This window comes from Stenotrophomonas sp. SKA14 (genome assembly GCF_000158575.1).
Classification (GTDB): Bacteria; Pseudomonadota; Gammaproteobacteria; order Xanthomonadales; family Xanthomonadaceae; genus Stenotrophomonas; species Stenotrophomonas forensis.
Genome location: NZ_DS999412.1, coordinates 3,777,209 through 3,796,000 on the forward strand (window position 1 = coordinate 3,777,209; position 18,792 = coordinate 3,796,000).

Annotated in this window: 16 protein-coding genes; 13 read left to right on the top strand and 3 right to left on the bottom strand. The window is 68.2% G+C overall.

Annotated features, from left to right (window positions below):
- Positions 1–322 precede the first annotated feature (322 nt).
- The 10 genes from pstS (at position 323) to rnt (ending at position 8,516) form a co-directional block, all read left to right on the top strand.
- Positions 323–1,411 (top strand): phosphate ABC transporter substrate-binding protein PstS, encoded by a 1,089-nt coding sequence (gene pstS / locus SSKA14_RS17095; protein ID WP_040008259.1) that lies wholly within the window; start codon positions 323–325, stop codon positions 1,409–1,411.
- A gap of 82 nt (positions 1,412–1,493) precedes the next feature.
- On the top strand, positions 1,494–2,462 hold the full coding sequence (gene pstC / locus SSKA14_RS17100; protein WP_008267250.1) for a phosphate ABC transporter permease subunit PstC: 969 nt from the start codon (positions 1,494–1,496) through the stop codon (positions 2,460–2,462).
- Positions 2,462–3,325 carry a phosphate ABC transporter permease PstA gene (pstA, locus tag SSKA14_RS17105; protein WP_006428262.1) on the top strand — a complete coding sequence of 288 codons (864 nt, stop codon included), beginning with the start codon at positions 2,462–2,464 and terminating at the stop codon, positions 3,323–3,325. The genes pstC and pstA overlap by 1 nt, the downstream gene beginning before the upstream one ends.
- Before the next feature lie 19 nt (positions 3,326–3,344).
- Positions 3,345–4,175: a phosphate ABC transporter ATP-binding protein PstB gene (gene pstB, locus SSKA14_RS17110; RefSeq protein ID WP_005408788.1), complete on the top strand. Its 831-nt coding sequence runs from the start codon at positions 3,345–3,347 to the stop codon at positions 4,173–4,175.
- A 65-nt stretch (positions 4,176–4,240) separates the two neighbouring features.
- Complete coding sequence (gene phoU, locus SSKA14_RS17115; RefSeq protein ID WP_008265615.1) at positions 4,241–4,948, top strand: phosphate signaling complex protein PhoU; 708 nt, start codon at positions 4,241–4,243, stop codon at positions 4,946–4,948.
- 224 nt (positions 4,949–5,172) lie between these two features.
- The gene (locus SSKA14_RS17120) at positions 5,173–5,529 is read left to right on the top strand and encodes a hypothetical protein (protein ID WP_008268037.1); all 357 of its coding nucleotides are present in this window, start codon (positions 5,173–5,175) and stop codon (positions 5,527–5,529) included.
- Positions 5,516–6,391: a DUF692 domain-containing protein gene (locus SSKA14_RS17125; RefSeq protein WP_040008265.1), complete on the top strand. Its 876-nt coding sequence runs from the start codon at positions 5,516–5,518 to the stop codon at positions 6,389–6,391. Before SSKA14_RS17120 ends, SSKA14_RS17125 begins: the two co-directional genes overlap by 14 nt.
- Positions 6,384–7,139: a putative DNA-binding domain-containing protein gene (locus SSKA14_RS17130; RefSeq protein ID WP_008266084.1), complete on the top strand. Its 756-nt coding sequence runs from the start codon at positions 6,384–6,386 to the stop codon at positions 7,137–7,139. Before SSKA14_RS17125 ends, SSKA14_RS17130 begins: the two co-directional genes overlap by 8 nt.
- A gap of 23 nt (positions 7,140–7,162) precedes the next feature.
- On the top strand, positions 7,163–7,684 hold the full coding sequence (locus SSKA14_RS17135; protein ID WP_008265672.1) for a DoxX family protein: 522 nt from the start codon (positions 7,163–7,165) through the stop codon (positions 7,682–7,684).
- Positions 7,685–7,931: 247 nt separating this feature from the next.
- Positions 7,932–8,516 carry a ribonuclease T gene (rnt, locus tag SSKA14_RS17140; protein ID WP_008267547.1) on the top strand — a complete coding sequence of 195 codons (585 nt, stop codon included), beginning with the start codon at positions 7,932–7,934 and terminating at the stop codon, positions 8,514–8,516.
- Positions 8,517–8,587: 71 nt separating this feature from the next.
- Here rnt and SSKA14_RS17145 read toward each other — a convergent pair whose 3' ends face one another.
- From SSKA14_RS17145 to SSKA14_RS17155, 3 genes are all read right to left on the bottom strand, one after another.
- A complete protein-coding gene (locus SSKA14_RS17145; RefSeq protein ID WP_040008267.1) occupies positions 8,588–11,614 on the bottom strand; it encodes a ligand-binding sensor domain-containing diguanylate cyclase in 3,027 nt (1,008 codons plus the stop codon).
- Positions 11,615–11,792: 178 nt separating this feature from the next.
- Positions 11,793–13,202: an ATP-binding protein gene (locus tag SSKA14_RS17150; protein ID WP_006427864.1), complete on the bottom strand. Its 1,410-nt coding sequence runs from the start codon at positions 13,200–13,202 to the stop codon at positions 11,793–11,795.
- A gap of 6 nt (positions 13,203–13,208) precedes the next feature.
- On the bottom strand, positions 13,209–13,937 hold the full coding sequence (locus tag SSKA14_RS17155; protein WP_006427862.1) for a response regulator: 729 nt from the start codon (positions 13,935–13,937) through the stop codon (positions 13,209–13,211).
- Between the two features lie 203 nt (positions 13,938–14,140).
- Between SSKA14_RS17155 and SSKA14_RS17160 the strand changes: the two genes are divergently transcribed.
- Genes SSKA14_RS17160 through SSKA14_RS17170 form a run of 3 tightly spaced genes read left to right on the top strand, consistent with a single transcriptional unit; the run spans position 14,141 to position 18,773 of the window.
- Complete coding sequence (locus tag SSKA14_RS17160) at positions 14,141–15,382, top strand: efflux RND transporter periplasmic adaptor subunit (RefSeq protein WP_008268535.1); 1,242 nt, start codon at positions 14,141–14,143, stop codon at positions 15,380–15,382.
- Positions 15,379–17,337: a MacB family efflux pump subunit gene (locus SSKA14_RS17165; RefSeq protein WP_008267928.1), complete on the top strand. Its 1,959-nt coding sequence runs from the start codon at positions 15,379–15,381 to the stop codon at positions 17,335–17,337. Before SSKA14_RS17160 ends, SSKA14_RS17165 begins: the two co-directional genes overlap by 4 nt.
- A complete protein-coding gene (locus SSKA14_RS17170; protein WP_008266207.1) occupies positions 17,334–18,773 on the top strand; it encodes a TolC family protein in 1,440 nt (479 codons plus the stop codon). The genes SSKA14_RS17165 and SSKA14_RS17170 overlap by 4 nt, the downstream gene beginning before the upstream one ends.
- The last annotated feature ends 19 nt before the right edge of the window (positions 18,774–18,792 follow it).

Consider the following 18,792-nt stretch of genomic DNA (forward strand, 5'->3'; position numbering starts at 1 on the left):
CCTTGGGGGCTCGGCCACGGCATCCATGCCGTGGACGGTCCTGCACGCCCTGGCCCACCGCCTCTCGACAGTTCATCGGCGGCGCGGTGGGATCATGGAAGGCAGGAGCAATGGCAAGAGCGTTTGTGGAGCCCTGGCCGTCATATCCGTGCGCAGATCCGGGGTCTGCGGGGGTCTGCCGGATCGCGGCCAACCCTGTGAAACCCTTGTCGGAACGTGATCCAGGACACCCCTGTCATGGTCGTAATACGGCTGTAACAAAAACATCATTTCATAGCCGCATCCGCCGACCCCGTCGGCTCTTCCCCGCTATGGAGTGACCATGAAACTGCACTCGGGCGGCCTTGCCGCCCTTTCCCTGGCCATCGCCCTGGGCCTGTCGGCCTGCGGTGGCGACAAGCAGGCCGCACAGCAGCCGGCTGCCGACGGTGCTGCCGCTCCGGCCGCTGCCGGTGCCAAGGTGACCGCCGAGGTCTCCGGCGCGGGCGCGTCCTTCATCTTCCCGCTGGTCTCCAAGTGGTCGGCTGACTACAACGCCAGCACCGGCGCCAAGATCAACTACCAGTCGATCGGCTCCGGCGGCGGCATCGCCCAGATCAAGGCCGGCACCGTCGACTTCGGTTCCTCGGACAAGCCGCTGAGCAGCGAAGAACTGGCCCAGGCCGGCCTGGCCCAGTTCCCGTCCGCCATCGGCGGCGTGGTGCCGGTGGTCAACATCGAAGGCCTGGAGGGCGGCAAGCTGCGCCTGAGCGGCGCCCTGCTGGCCGACATCTTCCTGGGCAAGGTCAAGACCTGGAACGATCCGGCCATCGTCGCCGCCAACCCGGGCGTGAAGCTGCCGGACGGCAAGATCACCCTGGTCCACCGTTCGGACGGTTCGGGCACCACCTTCAACTTCTCCAACTACCTGTCCAAGGTCAGCCCGGACTGGAAGGCCAAGGTCGGCGAAGGCACCTCGGTGCAGTGGCCGGACGGCGTGGGTGGCAAGGGCAATGAAGGCGTCGCGTCCTACGTGAAGCAGATCAAGGGTTCGATCGGCTACGTCGAGCTGGCCTACGCGCTGCAGAACGGCATGCCGTACACCGCCATGCAGAACGCGGCCGGCAACTGGGTCGAGCCGAGCGCGGAAACCTTCGCCGCCGCGGCCGCCAGCGCCGACTGGGCCAGTGCCAAGGACTTCAACCTGGTCATCACCAATGCCCCGGGCGACCAGGCGTGGCCGATCACCGCCACCAACTTCATGCTGATGCAGAAGCAGCCGAAGGACGCCAAGCGCAACCAGGACACCCTGGCCTTCTTCAAGTGGGCCTTCGAGAACGGCCAGGCCCAGGCCAACGAGCTGCACTACGTGCCGCTGCCGGCCGAACTGGTCAAGCAGATCGAGGCCTACTGGGCGACCGACCTGAAGTGATGGTTACGACGGTGCCCGCCCCGCGCGGGCACCGCTGCTTCCACGCCATGCCGCCCCGCCCCTTCCTGGCCCAGCCGTCCCCATGAATGCCATCGCCCAGCCTGTAGCCGCCCCGTCCACGCGTGATGCGCGTGATGCCCGCAACGACAAACTGTTCCGATGGGTGCTGGTCGGCACCGTCATCTTCGTCCTGATCGCCCTGGCCTGCGCCGCGCTGTCGATGCTGTGGGGCGGCCGCCATGCCCTGCAGATGCAGGGCCTGAGCTTCTTCTTCTCCGCCGACTGGAATCCGGTCGAAAACAAGTTCGGCGCCCTCGCCCCGATCTACGGCACCCTGGTCACCGCGCTGATCGCGATGGTCATCGCCGTGCCGGTCAGCTTCGGCATCGCCTTCTTCCTCACCGAAGTCGCGCCGCGCTGGCTGCGTGGCCCGGTCGGTACCGCCATCGAACTGCTGGCCGGCATCCCCTCGATCATCTACGGCATGTGGGGCCTGTTCGTGCTGGTGCCGGTGATGACCGAGTACGTCACCCCGTTCCTCAACGAAACCCTGGGCGAGTGGCCGATCATCGGCCCGATGTTCCAGGGCCCGCCGCTGGGCATCGGCATGCTCACCGCCGGTTTCGTGCTGGCCATCATGGTCATTCCGTTCATCTCCTCGGTGATGCGCGAAGTGTTCCTGACCGTGCCGACCCGCCTGAAGGAATCGGCCTATGCGCTGGGTTCCACCAAGTGGGAAGTGAGCTGGGACATCGTGCTGCCCTACACCCGCTCGGCGGTGATCGGCGGCATCTTCCTCGGCCTCGGCCGCGCCCTGGGCGAAACGATGGCGGTGGCCTTCGTGATCGGCAACAGCGTGCGCCTGTCGCCATCGCTGCTGGAACCGGGCACCACCATCGCCGCGCTGATCGCCAACGATTTCGGTGAAGCCACTGAAACCTACCGCTCCGCGCTGCTGCTGCTCGGCTTCGTCCTCTTCATCGTCACCTTCGTGGTGCTGGCCATCGCCCGCCTGATGCTGATGCGCCTGTCTCGCAAGGAGGGCAACTGATGTCCACCACCGCTGATTCGCTGTACCTGCGCCGCCGCATCGGCAATGTCGTTGCGATCACCGCTTCCTGCGCCACGGCCCTGTTCGGCCTGTTCTTCCTGGGCTGGATCCTGTTCACCCTGGCGTCCAAGGGCCTGGCCGGCATCAACCTGGATCTGTTCACCAAGATGACGCCGCCGCCGATGCAGGAAGGCGGTCTTGCCAACGCCTTCTTCGGCAGCGCCGTGATGTGTGCACTGGCGATCGGCATCGGCACCCCACTGGGCGTGCTGGCCGGTACCTGGCTGGCCGAGTACGGCAACGCGCGCAAGGCCGGCACCGTGGTCCGCTTCGTCAACGACATCCTGCTGTCGGCGCCGTCGATCGTGCTCGGCCTGTTCGTCTACACCCTGTACGTGATGCAGACCGGCGGCAACTTCTCGGCATTCGCCGGTGCACTGTCGCTGGCCTTCATCGTGCTGCCGGTGGTGGTGCGCACCACCGACGAGATGCTGCGCCTGGTGCCTTCGCAGATGCGCGAAGCCGCGCTTTCGCTGGGCATTCCGCAGTGGAAGGTGATCGTGCAGGTGCTGTACCGCAGCGCGTCGGCCGGCATCATCACCGGCATCCTGCTGGCCCTGGCGCGCATTTCCGGCGAAACCGCCCCGCTGCTGTTCACCGCCTTCGGCAACCAGTACTGGAACAACAACATCTTCCAGCCGATGGCCTCGGTGCCGGTGGTGATGAACCAGTTCGCCGGCAGCCCGTATGAATCCTGGCAGGTGCTGGCCTGGGCCGGTGCCCTGGTGCTGACTGTCTTCGTGTTGCTGGTCAGCCTTGCCGCCCGCGGCATCCTGCTGCGCAACCGTATCTCCCATGACTGACCTTTCCGTGGATAACGCCATGAACGACCTTTCCAATGCCGTGCCGATGCAGCGCATCGCCGTGCCGTCCTCGCACGAGAGCCTGCACACGCCGTCGCCGGTCAAGCTGGCCGCGCGTGGACTGGACTTCTACTACGACAAGTTCCACGCCCTGAAGGGCATCAACCTGGAGATTCCGGAAAAGCGCGTGACCGCGCTGATCGGTCCATCCGGTTGCGGCAAGTCGACCCTGCTGCGCATCTTCAACCGCATCTACGCGCTGTACCCGAAGCTGGAAGCGCGCGGTGAAGTGCTGCTGGACGGCGAGAACATCCTGTCGCCGAAGTACCCGATGAACCGCCTGCGCAGCAAGGTCGGCATGGTGTTCCAGAAGCCGGTGCCGTTCCCGATGACCATCTTCGAGAACGTGGCCTACGGCATCCGCCACCACGAGAAGCTGAGCAAGGCCGACATGGCCGACCGCGTCGAGCAGGCGCTGCGCCAGGGCGCGCTGTGGGACGAAGTGAAGGACAAGCTGGGCCAGAGTGCGCTGGGCCTGTCCGGTGGCCAGCAGCAGCGCCTGTGCATCGCCCGTGCCGTGGCCCTGCGCCCGTCGGTGCTGCTGCTGGACGAGCCGACCTCGGCACTGGACCCGATCTCGACCAGCCGCATCGAGCAGCTGGTGGAAGAGCTCAAGCACGAGTACACCATCGTCATCGTCACCCACAACATGCAGCAGGCCGCGCGCGTGTCCGACTACACCGCCTTCATGTACCTGGGCGACCTGATCGAGCACGACCGCACCGAAGTGATCTTCTCGCAGCCGTCGCAGCGGCAGACCGAGGACTACATCACCGGTCGCTTCGGCTGATCGACGCTGTTCCTTCGCCACATGTTCCAGCCAGGCATGGCCTGGCTCTACCCGGATTGCAGACCATGAACCTTCCCAACGACCACATCGTCAAGAGCTACGACGAAGAGCAGCAGCGCCTGGTGGCCGAAATCGTGCGCATGGGCGAGATGGCCGTCGCCCAGCTCGAAGCGGCGATGGACGTGATCGAGAAGCGCGACGAGAATGCCGCCCATCGCATCATCGCCAACGATGAAGCCATCGACGCACTGGAACAGCAGATCAGCCACGACGTGATGCGCCTGGCGCTGCGCGGGCCGATGGCGCGCGACCTGCGCGAGATCCTGGCCGGCCTGCGCATCCCGGCCGACATCGAACGCATCGGCGACTACGCGGCCAATGTCGCCAAGCGTTCGATCGCGCTGGGCAAGGTGCCGCCGCTGCCGCAGATCCAGGGCCTGCGTGCACTGGGCCGCCTGGCCGCGCAGCAGGTGCGCCGCGCCATCGCTGCCTACCGCGACAACGACGCCGACGCCGCGCTGGCGCTGCGCGAGGACGACGCCCGCCTCGACGCGCAGTACACCGCGCTGTTCCGCGAGCTGCTGACCTACATGATGGAAGACCCGCGCAACATCACCCCGTGCACCCATCTGCTGTTCATGGCCAAGAACCTGGAGCGCGTGGGTGACCATGCCACCAACATCGCCGAGAACGTGTGGTTCCTGGTGCACGGCGAGCAGCCGCTGCCGCCGCGCGAGAAGCGCGACGAGACCTCCAGCACCGGCCAGCCCTGACGCTGCACTGCAACACGCAAGTTGACTCCATGGCCGCTGTCCTTGCGACAGCGGCCTTCTTGTTTCTGGGCATTCCGGCCACCGGTCTCCCCTTCTGTAACAAACCTCACGAAAATTTGAGGTCTTGGCGAGGATTCGTTGAGTAGGATCGCTGCACCATCGTTTCCACCGGCACCCCTGCCGGCCACCCGGGCACCCGCCCACACCACCCAGGAGCACGACCGATGAGCAGTTCCAACAAGACCCTGTCCCTGCTGACTGCTACCGCCCTGGCCGCCGGCCTGGGCATGACCGCCAGTGCCTCGGCCCTGAGCATGAGCGACCTCGCCCAGGGCTACCTGGTGGCCGGGCAGGCTGCCAAGGCCAGCACCGATGCCAAGGCCGCCGATACCAAGATGGCCGCCGACGCGACCAAGCACGCCGAAGGCAAGTGTGGCGCCGACGGCAAGAGCGCTGAAGGCAAGTGCGGCGCCGACAAGGGCAAGGCCGCCGGTGCTGCCGCCGGTACCAAGGCCAAGACCGGCGACAAGAAGTCGGCTGAAGGCAAGTGCGGCGAAGGCAAGTGCGGTGGCAAGCACTGACCTCCGCGCCAGCATCGTCCACCCGCGGTCGCCGCTTCGCGCGGCGGCCGCCGGGTTGGGCCTGCGCCGGGCGCTGCTGCAGGATCTGCGTGATGCACCAGCCGGTGACTTCGATTTCCTGGAATGCGCACCGGAGAACTGGATCCATGTCGGTGGGCCCGCCGGCGACGCACTGGCCGAACTGGCGCAGCGCCACCCACTGAGCTGCCACGGCCTGTCATTGTCGCTGGGTGGCAGTGCGCCACTGGATACCCAGCTGCTGGAGCAGGTTGGCCAGTTCCTCGAGACCCATCGCGTGCCGCTGTACAGCGAACACCTGAGTTACTGCAGCGACGACGGCCACCTGTACGACCTGCTGCCGATCCCCTTCACCGATGAAGCGGTGCGCCATACCGCGGCGCGCATCGCCCGCGTGCAGGACCTGCTCGGCCGACGCATCGCGGTGGAGAACGTGTCCTACTACCTGGCACCGGAGCCGGCGATGGACGAACTGGCCTTCACCAACGCCGTGCTTGCCGAAGCCGACTGCGACCTGCTGCTGGACGTCAACAACGTCTACGTCAACGCCTGCAACCACGGCTACGATGCCGACGCCTTCATTGCTGGCCTACCCGCCGATCGCATCGTCTGCCTGCACGTGGCCGGGCACCTGGATGACGCACCCGACCTGAAGATCGATACCCACGGCAGTGCGGTGATCGATCCGGTCTGGGAGCTGCTGGCGCGTACCTATGCGCGCATCGGCGCGCGCCCGACCCTGCTCGAACGCGACTTCAATTTCCCACCCTATGCCGAACTGCAGGACGAGCTGCAGACCATCCGCCGCCTGCAGGCCACGCACGCCGGTGGCGGTCATGGCTGAGGCTCCCGATTCCCTGCGCGCGCAGCAGCATGCCTTCACCGCGCATCTGCGCGATCCGCAGGCGGTGGCCGCACCGGCAGGCCTGGAACCGCGTCGCGTGGCGGTCTACCAGCGGCTGCTGTTCAACAACCTGCTCGGCCTGCTGAGCAACGGCTTCCCGGTCTGCGTGCGCCTGCTCGGCGAACCGGCCTGGAGCACGCTGGTGCGCCAGTACTTCGCCACGCACCGTTGCCAGACGCCGTTGTTCACCGAACTGGCCGCCGAGTTCGTGCAATGGCTGCAGGCACGGCCGCAGCTGCCGCATCCGGCACTGGCCGAGCTGGCCCACTACGAGTGGGTGGAAACCGCGCTGTACCAGCTGGCCGCCGAGCCCCTGCCGCCCGCGGGCGACATCGATCCTCTGCAGGTGCCGCTGCAGCGCTCGCCGCTGGCCTGGCCGCTGCTGTACCAGTGGCCGGTGCATCGGCTCGGTGCCGAGGACGCGCCAACGCAGCCACCGGTCGAACCGACCGGCCTTCTGGTACGCCGCGAAGCCGATGGCGAGGTGCGGTTCGCCGCACTCAGCCCGCTGGCGGTGTACCTGCTGTCCGGTATCGGTGAACAACCCGGGCTCGACGGCCACACCTATCTGCAGCACCTGGCTGGCGCCCATGGCCTGGCCGAAGACGCGCTGGCCGGACCCGGTGCCGCGCTGCTGCGGCAGTTCCTGCAGGCTGGCGTGATCGGCCCGCTCCCCGCCCCTCCCTGACCCCCTTCCGCGGAGATCCCCTGATGAACCTTCCGACCCTGGCCGTCGCACGCGGCCAGCTGGACCGTCTCGCCCCCTGGCTGGCCCCGCTCGGCCTACGCCTGCTGCTGGCCTGGGAATTCTTCGAATCCGGCCGCGAGAAACTGCAGGGCCAGAACTGGTTCGCCGACCTGCAGGACGCCTTTCCGTTCCCGTTCGATCAACTACCGCCCGCCCTGAACTGGCAGCTGGCAACCTGGTTCGAACTGCTCGGCGCGGCCTGCCTGTTGTTGGGGTTCGGCACCCGTTTCGCCGCCACCGGCCTGCTGGTGCTGACGGTGGTAGCAACCTATGCCGTGCACTGGCCGATGGAATGGCACTCGCTGGGCGACCTTGCGATGGGCTATGCGATCAGCGACCAGGGCTTCGGCAACTTCAAACTGCCGGTGCTGTTCATGGCGATGCTGCTGCCGTTGATCTTCACCGGTGCCGGCAAGCTGAGCGTGGATGCGTGGTTGGCGCGGTGGTTTCCATCGGGCATGACGGTCCGGCCCGCGGTTCGGTAGGCTGGCGCGCTCTGTGCCAACCAAGGTTGGCACCTACCGGGTTTCTCGGGTTGGCACCTGCCGGGAACCTGGTGGTGTGGTGCTCCGGTAGGTGTCGACCTTGGTCGACACGCTCCTGCGCAGGGAACCCGTGCGCCACAGGCCAGCCGGGCGCTCGGGGGCGCTCTGCTAGAATTCACGCATGACTGACCCCACTCCCGCACCTGCCGCCGCTCCCGATTCCGCAGTTCCCCAGGCGCAGCGCGCGATGTCACAACGCTTCCGCGGCTTCCTGCCGGTGGTGGTCGATGTGGAAACCGGCGGTTTCGACAGCCAGCGCAATGCGCTGCTGGAAATCGCCGCCGTGCCGATCGAGATGGACGAGAACGGCCTGCTTTACCCCGGCCAGACCGCCAGCGCGCACGTGGTGCCGGCCGAGGGCCTGGAGATCGATCCGAAGTCGCTGGAAGTGACCGGCATCATCCTCGACCATCCGTTCCGGCTGGCCAAGGAAGAGAAGGCGGCACTGGACCATATCTTCGTCCCGGTGCGTGCCGCGATGAAGAAGTACGGGTGCCAGCGCGCGATCCTGGTCGGCCACAACGCCCATTTCGACCTCGGTTTCGTCAATGCGGCCGTGGCGCGCACCGGCCACAAGCGCAATCCGTTCCATCCGTTCAGCGTGTTCGACACGGTCACCCTGGCCGGCATCGCCTACGGGCAGACCGTGCTGGCGCGTGCGGCTACGGCCGCCGGACTGGGCTGGGACGCGAATGAAGCGCACAGCGCGGTGTACGACACCGAGCAGACGGCGCGCTTGTTCTGCACGATTGCCAACGCCTGGCCGCGGTAAGGCAGCCAACGGCGCAACCACCTCCACGCAGTCATTACCCCTCCGTAGATCCACGCCATGCGTGGATGCGATCAACCAATACTCGTACGATCGCGGCCGTCGCTCTTGGCGCGGTACAGTGCCCGGTCGGCGCGCTGGTACAGCAGCGCGGGGGTGCGGTCGTCGGCGTCCAGCTCCACCAGGCCTGCGCTGAAGGTCACCCGTAGGCCCGGCACGCCGGCCCAGTCGGGGTGGTCATGGAACAGCCCGCGCAGGCGCGCGCACAGCTGCGCGGCTTCTTCCAGGCGCGTGTCGTTGAGCAGCAGCGCAAACTCTTCGCCACCGGTACGTGCGGGCAGGTCCGAATCGCGGCTGGCCGCGGCGATCAGTCGCGCCACCTCCACCAGCACCGCGTCACCGATGCTGTGGCTGTGGCGGTCGTTGACGTCCTTGAAGTGATCGATGTCCAGCACCACCAGGCATAGCGGATGACCGCTGCGCTGCGAGCGGGCGAAGTCGCGGGCCAGGGTTTCATCGAAGCCACGGCGATTGGCCAGCCGGGTCAGGGCATCTTCGCGGGCCTGCCGCTCGAACGCCTCGGCCTGCCGAGCCAGGCGCTCGGCCAGCTCGGTCTTTTCCTGGTTCAGCGCCTGCAGGTGCACGGTCTTGGCCTGCAGGTCGAAGGTCGCTTCGTCCACGCGCCGGGCCAGGCGCAGGTTGCTGGCCTTCAGCTGCTGCAGCAGCAGGCGGTACAACGCCACCAGGCCGGCCAGCAGCAACAGCCCGCCCAGCGCCTGCACGCTGCGGCGCTGCCACCAGAACGGCTCCACGCTGAAGCTCCACACCGCTTCCTGCTGGCCCCAGGCCCCTCCTGGGTGCGCGGCCGCCACATGCAGGGTGTAATCCCCTGGTGGCAGGCCGACGAACTCGACGCTGCGCTGCGGGCCGCGTTCGACCCAGCCGGCATCCAGGCCATCCAGCCGGGTGCGGTAGCGGATCCGGTCGGACATCAGGTAGCTCAGGCCCACGTAGCTCACCGCCAGGCGACGGCCGCCGGGAATGTAGTTGCGGTCGGGGCCTTCCCAATGCACCGGCGCACCATCCACCTGCACGCTCTCGATCGCCGCCGGCGGTGACGGGCGTTCACGGAAACGCTGCAGGCGCTGCGGATCGACCGTGCTCAGCCCGCCCGCAGTGACCACCCAGAACGTGCCGTCCTGGCGCAGGATCGCCGACGGGCCCGAACTGCCGTTGGCCTGCGCGTTGGCCATACCGTCGATCTCGTTGTAGCGCTCCACCAGCACCCGCGGCGCGCGGCCGTCGGCCACCGCATTGAGCGTGGCCATGTCGGTGCGCAGCACGCCCCGATTGCTGCTGACCCACACGTTGCCAAGGCGGTCGGGCACCAGCTGGAACACCGCATCCACCGGCATGCCCTGCTCCAGGCCTACCCGCGCCAGCCGGCCGTTCTGCCAGCGGTACAGGCCGCGGTCGCTGCTGATCCACATCGCATCGCCCAGCTGGTGGAAGCCGAACACGCTGCGGCCGCCGCCCATCGGGGCCAGGTCGATCGACTGCACGTGGTTGCCGCGCAGCACGCGGATGCCTTCGATGGTGCCGATCCACAGGTTGCCCTGGTGGTCATGCTCGAGCGCGGTGATCAGGCCACCGGGCATGCCCGGCACGCTCGATACCTGCACGCGGTCGCCGTCGATGCGGACCACGCCCTTCTGCGTGCCGGCCCAGACCACGCCCTGCGCATCCACGCTGATCGCGCGGATGTTGCCTCCCGGCATGCCATCGGCGGCCGCATAGTTGTGCCGCAGGCTGCCGTCAGGGCCGAGGCGGTAGACACCGTCACCGAAGGTGCCGACCCACAGATCCCCCGCCGGGCCCTGCGCCAGGCTGAGGACCGACGGCGCCTTGCCGCCCCGGTTGTGCAGCGGCACCGCACGGAAGCGGCCGTCCGGCGTCTGCAGGTCCAGGCCGCTGGCGCTGCCGACCCACAACTGGCGGTCACGGTCCTCGAACACGGTGCGCACATAGTCGCCACTGAGGCCATCGCGCTCGGTGTAGCTGCTGAACAGTGTCTCGCGCAGGCGGTACAGGCCGCCGTTGGCACCCACCCAGATGCTGCCCTCCGCATCCTCGCGCAGGCTGACAACGCGCCCGCCGGGCAGGTTCAACCCCGCCGGCAGCCGCTCCAGCCCATGCGTGGAGATCCGCAGCAGGCCCTGGTTCTCGGTACCCAGCCACAGGTCGCCGTGGCGGTCCTGCAGCATCGCGGTCATGTGCAGCTGGCCCGGCAGGCGGTGCACCAGCACCAGCTGATCGTCCTCCACCCGGTACAGGCGCTCGCCGGCGACGATCCACAGGGCGCCATCCGGAGCGCGGTACGGCCACGACAGCCCAGTACCTGCGCCCAAGCCCCACGCGGCAGGTGCGCGCTTGAGCACACCGTCGTTGTCACGCAGCACCAGCCCATCGAGCGTGCCGACCCAGACCCGGTCCTGCGCGTCGACCACCAGTTTGGTGAAGCTCATCGCCATCGGCAGATCAGCCGCCGGCGCCTGGTAGACGATGCCCTTGTCCGGCACCAGGTAGCCGAGCCCCTTGCCTTCGTACAGCAGCCACAGGCGCCCCTGGCTGTCCATCTGCATGGACTGGATCAGTACCTGCGGGGTATCGCCTTGATGCTCCCAGACCCGCCACTGGCCGTCGTTGCCGCGATGGCTGACATTGCCGCGCGAATCGCTGATCCACAGCCCGCCCTGGCGATCGACGTAGAGCGCGCCGATGCCGTTGTCGCGCAGGCCCGGGCGGGTACTGCGGTCGAACACGGTGAAATCCAGGCCGTTGTAGCGCACCAGGCCTTCCCAGGTGGCGAACCAGAGATGCCCCTCCGGGGTCTGCGCGATGTCACGCAGCGAGTTGTGCGGCAGGCCGTTGCGCGAGGTCCAGACGTCGATCGCGTAGTCCCGCAGCGGCGGCGCGCCTTCCTGTGCCGCCAGTGGCGCGGCCACGGCCAGCAGCAGCCACAGCAGCCCCTGCCGCAATGCCCGCCTGAATGATGATCCGCGGCGCTCCGCCCAGCGCCTCGTGTCCCCCTGTCCGCCCATCAGCGCAGTGGCGGTGGCCAGCGGTGGCTGCGGGGTCTGGCAGCGTGCGGAAACGCGCGGGCAACGCGGGACGGCTTGCCGGCAGGAACGGGCTGGCTCATCGGGGGGAGGCTGGGGAGATGCGCAGATAATAGGCCAAACGCGGTCCCCGGCGTCACCGTTGACGGCCGGGGTCAACTCAGCCGGCGCGACCCGGCGGCACCACCTGCGCACTGGCCGGCCACTGCACCACGGCTTCCAGCCCGCCTTCGGCGCGATTGCGCAGCCACAGGCGCGCACCATCCTTCTCGGCCAGCGCGCGGGCAATGGTCAGCCCCAGCCCGGCACCACCGGTTTCGCGCGAGCGCGAGGTTTCCACCCGCACGAACGGGTCGAACACCGCTTCCAGCTGGTCCTCGGCCAGCCCGGGGCCATCATCGGCCACCATCACGGTGATCGCGCCGCCACTGCGCTCCACCCGTACCCGCACGCGCTGGGCGTACATCACCGCGTTGTCCACCAGGTTGGAGAACAGGCGGTGCATGGCCAGCGGGCGCAGCATCAGCACCGCTCCGGTCCCGCCTTCGAAGACGACATCGGCGCCCCCTTCGGCGGCATCTTCAACGATGCTCTCCAGCAGTGAATCCAGGTCCAGCGCCGCACGCTGCTCGGCACTTTCGGCGCTGCGTGCCAGTTCCAGGCCTTCGCGCACCAGTGCCTGCATCGCCGCCAGATCGCCGATCAGGCGCTCGCGCAACACCTCGTCGGTGACATTTTCCAGGCGCAGGCGCAGGCGGGTCAGCGGGGTCTGCAGGTCGTGGGTGATCGCCGCCAGCATCTGCGTGCGCTCGGCCAGATGCCGCTGCAGGCGGTGCTGCATCGCGTTGAAGGCTTCCGCCGCACGCTGCACTTCGCGCGGTCCGCGCAGGGGCAGCGGATCACGCTGCAGGTCATCGCCCAGGTCTTCGGCGGCGGCCGCCAGCTCCTGCAGCGGCGCGCTGGCCATGCGCGCGACGATGTACGCCAACACCGCGATCGCCAGCACCAGCAGGGTCAGGAACCACGGGTCGACGGCGAGGATGCCGTTGTGGGCCACCGCTGGCGAGTCCAGCGCCAGCTTCAGCAGCGTACCGTCGTTGAGGGTCACGTCGACCGCGCGGCACTTGGGCGGAATGAACGCCGGATCGCGCTCGCGCGGATGCTTGCGATGCCCGGGCGGCGGCGGCGGCAGCAGATCCTGCAGCTTCGGGATGCAGGAGCGGAACGAGGTGAAGTGCACGTGCGCGCGCGACACCGGGCCGGGCCGGTCATCGAGCACTTCCATCAAGGCCGTATCGGCCCGGCCCAGGCGCGCGCCCGGCAACAGCGCACGCACGCTGGGGCCACCGACCTCCAGCAGCCGCTCGCGCAGTTCGGGGTTGCCGTCGAGCAGGTTGACGTAGCCCTGCAGGCGGTCGGCGATGCGATTCAGGTTCTGCCGCTCGAACTCCTGCTGGCGCTTGGAGGTGGCCAGCATGGTCGCGCCGATCGCGGCCACGCTCATGCCCAGCAGCAGGATCACGAACAGCCGCCCGACCATCGAGGACAGGAAATGGCGCAGGCGCTTCATCGCGACCTATTCCAGGTTGACCGACGAGGCCAGCACGTAGCCTTCGTTGCGCACCGTCTTGATCAGGCCGTCCGGCCCGCCGTCATCGCCCAGCTTGTTGCGCAGCCGGCTGACCTGCAGGTCGATCGCGCGGTCCTGCGCCTCGTAGTTGCGGCCACTGCTGAGCGCCACCAGCTGCTCGCGCGACAGCACCTTGTTGGCATGCGCGATGAACACCCGCAGCAGCCGGAACTCGGCACCGGACAGCACCACCACGCGATCGTCCGGGTCCACCAGGTGGCGGTGCTCCAGGTCGAAGATCCAGCGCGAGAAGCGCGCCCGGCGTACCGCCAACGGCTCCAGGTTGGCCGGCAGCGCTTCGGTGCGGCGCAGCACGTTGCGGATGCGCGCCAGCAGCTCGCGCGGCTCGAACGGCTTGGCCAGGTAATCATCGGCGCCCATTTCCAGGCCCAGCACGCGGTCGATCGGCTCGGCACGCGCGGTGAGCATGATCACCGGGGTGTTCGAGCGCGCGCGCAGGTCGCGGCACAGGGTCAGGCCATCCTCGCGCGGCAGGTTGAGGTCGAGCACGATCAGGTCCACGTGCTCGCGGTCCAGCAGCTGGCGCATGGCGGTGCCATCGGCGGCCGTGCTCACCTGGTAACCGGCGCGGCCAAGCTGTTCGGCCAGCAGGGTCCGGATGTCGTTGTCGTCGTCGACGATCAGCAATCGATGCATCGTGTTTTCAGTCTCCATGTCGCGATCATCCCGTGTCGGCAGCTGAACCGCATCCGGGGCAATGCGTACCAGTGTATCCAGCCGAGGCCGCGATACCTGTGGTTACGCGTATTCACCGACAGTGTTACATAGAGACATACCCCGAGGATTGGCCCCCTGCCGGTCGATCTTCACAATGCCCACCAACGCCGCTGCCGCGGCCCCGAGAGTGAAGCCACGACGTGAGTTTCCGCCTGCTGCCCGCGACCCGCCGGGGTCGACTGATACTGATCGCCCTGCTTGCCCTTGCCGTTGCCGTCGCCGCCTGGTGGCTACTGCGCAAGCCTGCCGCCCCGGCGGTGGCGACCACCCCGGTCAGCCGCGGCGACATCGAGCAGACCGTGGAGGCCACCGGCGTGATCGATGCCTACAAGCTGGTCAGCGTCGGTGCGCAGGCCTCGGGCCAGATCAAGTCGCTGAAGGTGCAGCTGGGCGACACGGTGAAGGAAGGCGACCTGATCGCCGAGATCGACGCCACCACCCAGCAGAACCAGGTGCTCAACGCGCAGGCCTCGCTGGACCAGGTCACCGCCCAGCGCGCGGTGCAGCAGGCCACCCTGCGCCAGGCCGAACTGGAGTTCGCGCGCCAGCAGCAGATGCTGGCCGCCGAGGCCACCTCGCGCCAGGAATACGATGCCGCCGAGGCGCAGCTGAAGACCGCCCGGGCCCAGCTGCAGTCCTACGAGGCGCAGATCAAGGGCCGCGAAACCGAGCTGGGCACCGCCCGCGCCAACCTGGCCTATACCCGCATCACCGCGCCGATGGACGGCACCGTGGTCGCGGTGGTGGCCGAGGAAGGCCGCACCGTCAACGCCAACCAGACCGCACCGACCATCGTCATGCTGGCGCGGCTGGACGTGGTTACCGTCAATGCCGAGATCTCCGAGGCCGACGTGGTCAAGATCAAGGCCGGCATGCCGGTGTACTTCACCACGCTGGGCGACCCGGACCGCAAGTACCACGCCAAGCTCCGCCAGATCAATCCGGCGCCGGCCTCGATCGCCAACGAAAGTTCGTCCAGTTCCAGCAGCTCGTCCAGCTCCAGCTCCAGCAGCGCGGTCTACTACAACGCGCTGTTCGACGTGGAGAACCCGGACGGCACGCTGCGCATCGACATGACCGCGCAGGTCTCGGTGCTGCTGAAGCAGGCCAAGGGCGTGCTGATGGTGCCGTCGGTGGCACTGGGGCCCAAGCGCCGGGGCGATGAGCGCACGGTGCGGGTGCTGGACGACAAGGGCCAGCCGCAGCCGCGTAAGGTCACGGTGGGCATCAACAACGGCGCATCTGCCGAAATCCTGTCCGGGCTGAAGGAAGGCGAGCGCGTGGTGGTCGGCGAAGCCAGCGCGGCCGGTGCCGCCGCCGGCGGCGGCAACCGTGGCGGCATGCAGATGCGGGTCGGTGGCCCGGGCATGGGGCGCCGATGAGCATGACGGCGCCGCTGCTGCGCCTGCGCGACCTGCGACGCGAATTCCCGGCCGGCGAGGATGTCATCGCCGTGCTGCGCGACGTGAACCTGGATATCCATGCCGGCGAAATGGTGGCCATCGTCGGCCAGTCCGGCTCCGGCAAGTCGACGCTGATGAACATCCTCGGCTGCCTCGACCGCCCGACCCGCGGCAGCTACCAGGTGGCCGGCCGCGAAACCGGAAAGATGGAGCCGGACGAGCTGGCCGAGCTGCGCCGCGAGCATTTCGGTTTCATCTTCCAGCGCTACCACCTGCTGGGCGACCTGGATGCGCGCGGCAACGTGGAAGTGCCGGCGGTATACGCCGGCAGTCCCGGCCCGGTGCGCAACGCGCGTGCCGAGCAGCTGCTGCAGCGGCTGGGCCTGGGTGACCGCATGCACCACAAGCCGGGCCAGCTGTCCGGTGGCCAGCAGCAGCGCGTGTCGATCGCGCGCGCGCTGATGAACGGCGGCGAGGTGATCCTGGCCGACGAACCGACCGGCGCACTCGACACGAAATCCGGCGAGGAGGTGATGGCGATCCTCGGCGAGCTGCACGCCGAAGGCCACGCCATCATCATCGTCACCCACGACATGAGCGTGGCCCAGCACGCACAGCGCATCATCGAGATCCGCGACGGCGAAATCATCGCCGACCGCGCCAATCCGGATGCGCCGAGCTACCGCGCGCAGCGCGAAGCCAGCACCGGCGTTTCCCATGGCAACAGCTGGCGGGCCGCCCGCGACCGCTTCACCGAAGCGTTCCGCATGGCCCTGCTGGCGATGAACGCGCATCGGCTGCGCACCTTCCTGACCATGCTCGGCATCATCATCGGCATTGCCTCGGTGGTCTCGGTGGTGGCGCTGGGCAACGGCTCACAGCAGCAGATCCTGCAGAACATCAGCGCACTGGGCACCAACACCATCGACGTCTACCCCGGCCGCGGCTTCGGTGACATGCGCTCGGCACGCGTGCAGACACTCAAGGCCAGCGATGCCGACGCCCTGGCCAAACAGAGCTACGTGGACAGCGCCACCCCCAGCGTGTCGACCTCGGTCACCGCGCGCTACCGCAACCAGTCCTCCACCGCCCAGGTCAGCGGGGTCGGCGAGCAGTTCTTCCGGGTCAAGGGCGTAACCCTGCTCAGCGGCAGCTTCTTCGATGCCGACGCAGTGAAGGGCCTGGGCCAGGTGGCGGTGATCGACGAGAACACCCAGACCCAGTTCTTCCCCGATGTCGACCCGGTCGGCCAGGTGATCCTGCTCGGCAACGTTCCGGCGCGGGTGGTGGGCGTGGCCAAGCGCCAGAGCTTCGGTTTCGGTGGCAGCACCAGCCTGAGCGTGTGGGTGCCGTACACCACGGTGATGTCGCGCATGCTGGGCCAGAGCCACGTATCCAGCATCACCGTGCGTGTGGATGACAGCACACCGATGGATGCCGCGCAGGAAGCGATCACCCGCCTGCTGACGATGCGCCACGGCACCGAGGATTTCTTCCTCAGCAACAGCGCCGAGATCCGCGACACCATCGAGCAGACCACGCGCACGATGACCCTGCTGATCGGCGCGATCGCTGCCATCGCACTGCTGGTCGGCGGCATCGGCGTGATGAACATCATGCTGGTCTCGGTGACCGAGCGTACCCGCGAGATCGGTGTGCGCATGGCCGTCGGCGCCCGCCAGAGTGATATCCGCCAGCAGTTCCTGATCGAAGCGGTACTGGTGTGCCTGCTCGGCGGCGTGCTCGGCATCGGCCTGGCCCTGCTGCTGGGCTCGATGATCGGCCGCTTCGCCAGCGACTTCCAGGTGCTGTTCTCCACGGCCTCGATCATCGCGGCGTTCGCCTGCTCGACCCTGATCGGCGTGGCGTTCGGATTCCTGCCGGCACGCAACGCGGCGCAGCTCGACCCGGTGGAGGCCCTGGCCCGCGAATGAAGATGATGACCCGACTGCCCTTCCCTGCTCCCTCGCGCCTGCTGCTGGCTGGCGCCGTGCTGCTCGCCCTGTCCGGCTGTGCGTCGGTCGGCCGCTATCCGATAACGGAACCGGACGTGGCGGCCCGCTACGGCCGGGGCGATGCCACCCTCAACGCACCGGCCGACGACCCGCGCAGCAGCCTGGACACACCGGGCCGCGACATCCGCCAGGACACCTGGTGGACCGGCTTCGGCGATGAACGCCTGGACCGCCTGGTGGCGCAGGCACTGGCCGCCAACAGCGACCTGGCCGCCGCCGGCCTGGCGGTGCAGCGTTCGCGCCTGCAGGCCGGGCTGGCCAGCAATGCGTTGTGGCCGCAGCCGTCGTCGTCCGGTGTCAGCGGCAGCGCCAGCCGCGCCACCGACCAGGCTGACGACTGGCGTCGCAGCTACTCCACCGGCGTCTCGCTGGGCTGGGAAGTGGACCTGTGGGGCCGCCTGCGCACCCAGCGCGACATCGCCCGCTGGGAAGCGCAGGCCAGTGAGGAAGACCGCCAGAACACCGCGCTGCTGGTGATCAGCGACACGATCAACCAGTACTGGAACCTGGCCTACCTCAACCAGTCGATCGCGACCGGCCAGGCCAATCTGGAACGCCTGGAACGCACCCGTGAACTGGTGCAGGCCCGCTTCGACGCCGGTGCGGTATCGCGCCTGGAAGTGCGCCAGGCACTGCAGAACCTGCAGTCGCAGCGCTCCTCGCAGAGCGCGCTGGAACAGCAGCGGGTGGAGGTGCGCAATGCCCTGACCGTGCTGCTGGACGGCACGCCGTGGCCACAGCAGGACGAGCCGCAGGACCTGCTGGGCGCGCGCAGCCCCGCCATCGCCGAGGGCCTGCCGACCGACCTGCTCGGGCGCCGTCCCGACCTGCGCGCGGCCGAACTGCGCCTGCGCAACAGCCTGAAGACCATCAAGGTGACCGCTACCCAGTACTACCCAGCGTTGAGCCTGACCGGCAGCCTCGGTTCCAGTGCGACGTCACTGGGTGATGTGCTGCGCAACCCGGTGGCCACGCTGGGCGCCGGTCTGTCGCTGCCGTTCCTCAACCTGCACCGCGCGCAGCTGGATACCGACATCGCGGGCACCGCCTACCAGATCGCCGCCACCAACTTCCGCAAGACGCTGTACACCGCGCTCTCGGAAGTGGACAACGCGCTGTCCGCGCGCGAACAGCTGGCGCGCCAGGTGGCAGCCTCGCAGGCCTCGTACGACGAAGCGGTGGAAGTGGAGCGCGCACAGGAAGTGCGCTACCGCGTGGGTGCCACCGACCTGCGCACCTGGCTGGAGGCACAGCAGACCCGGCGCGATGCCGAGCTGTCGCTGGCGCGCGTGCGCCAGGGCCAGCTGAACAACGACGTGACCCTGTTCAAGGCGCTGGGCGGCAGCGCGGGGTGAGGCGATGGGAGCGCCAACC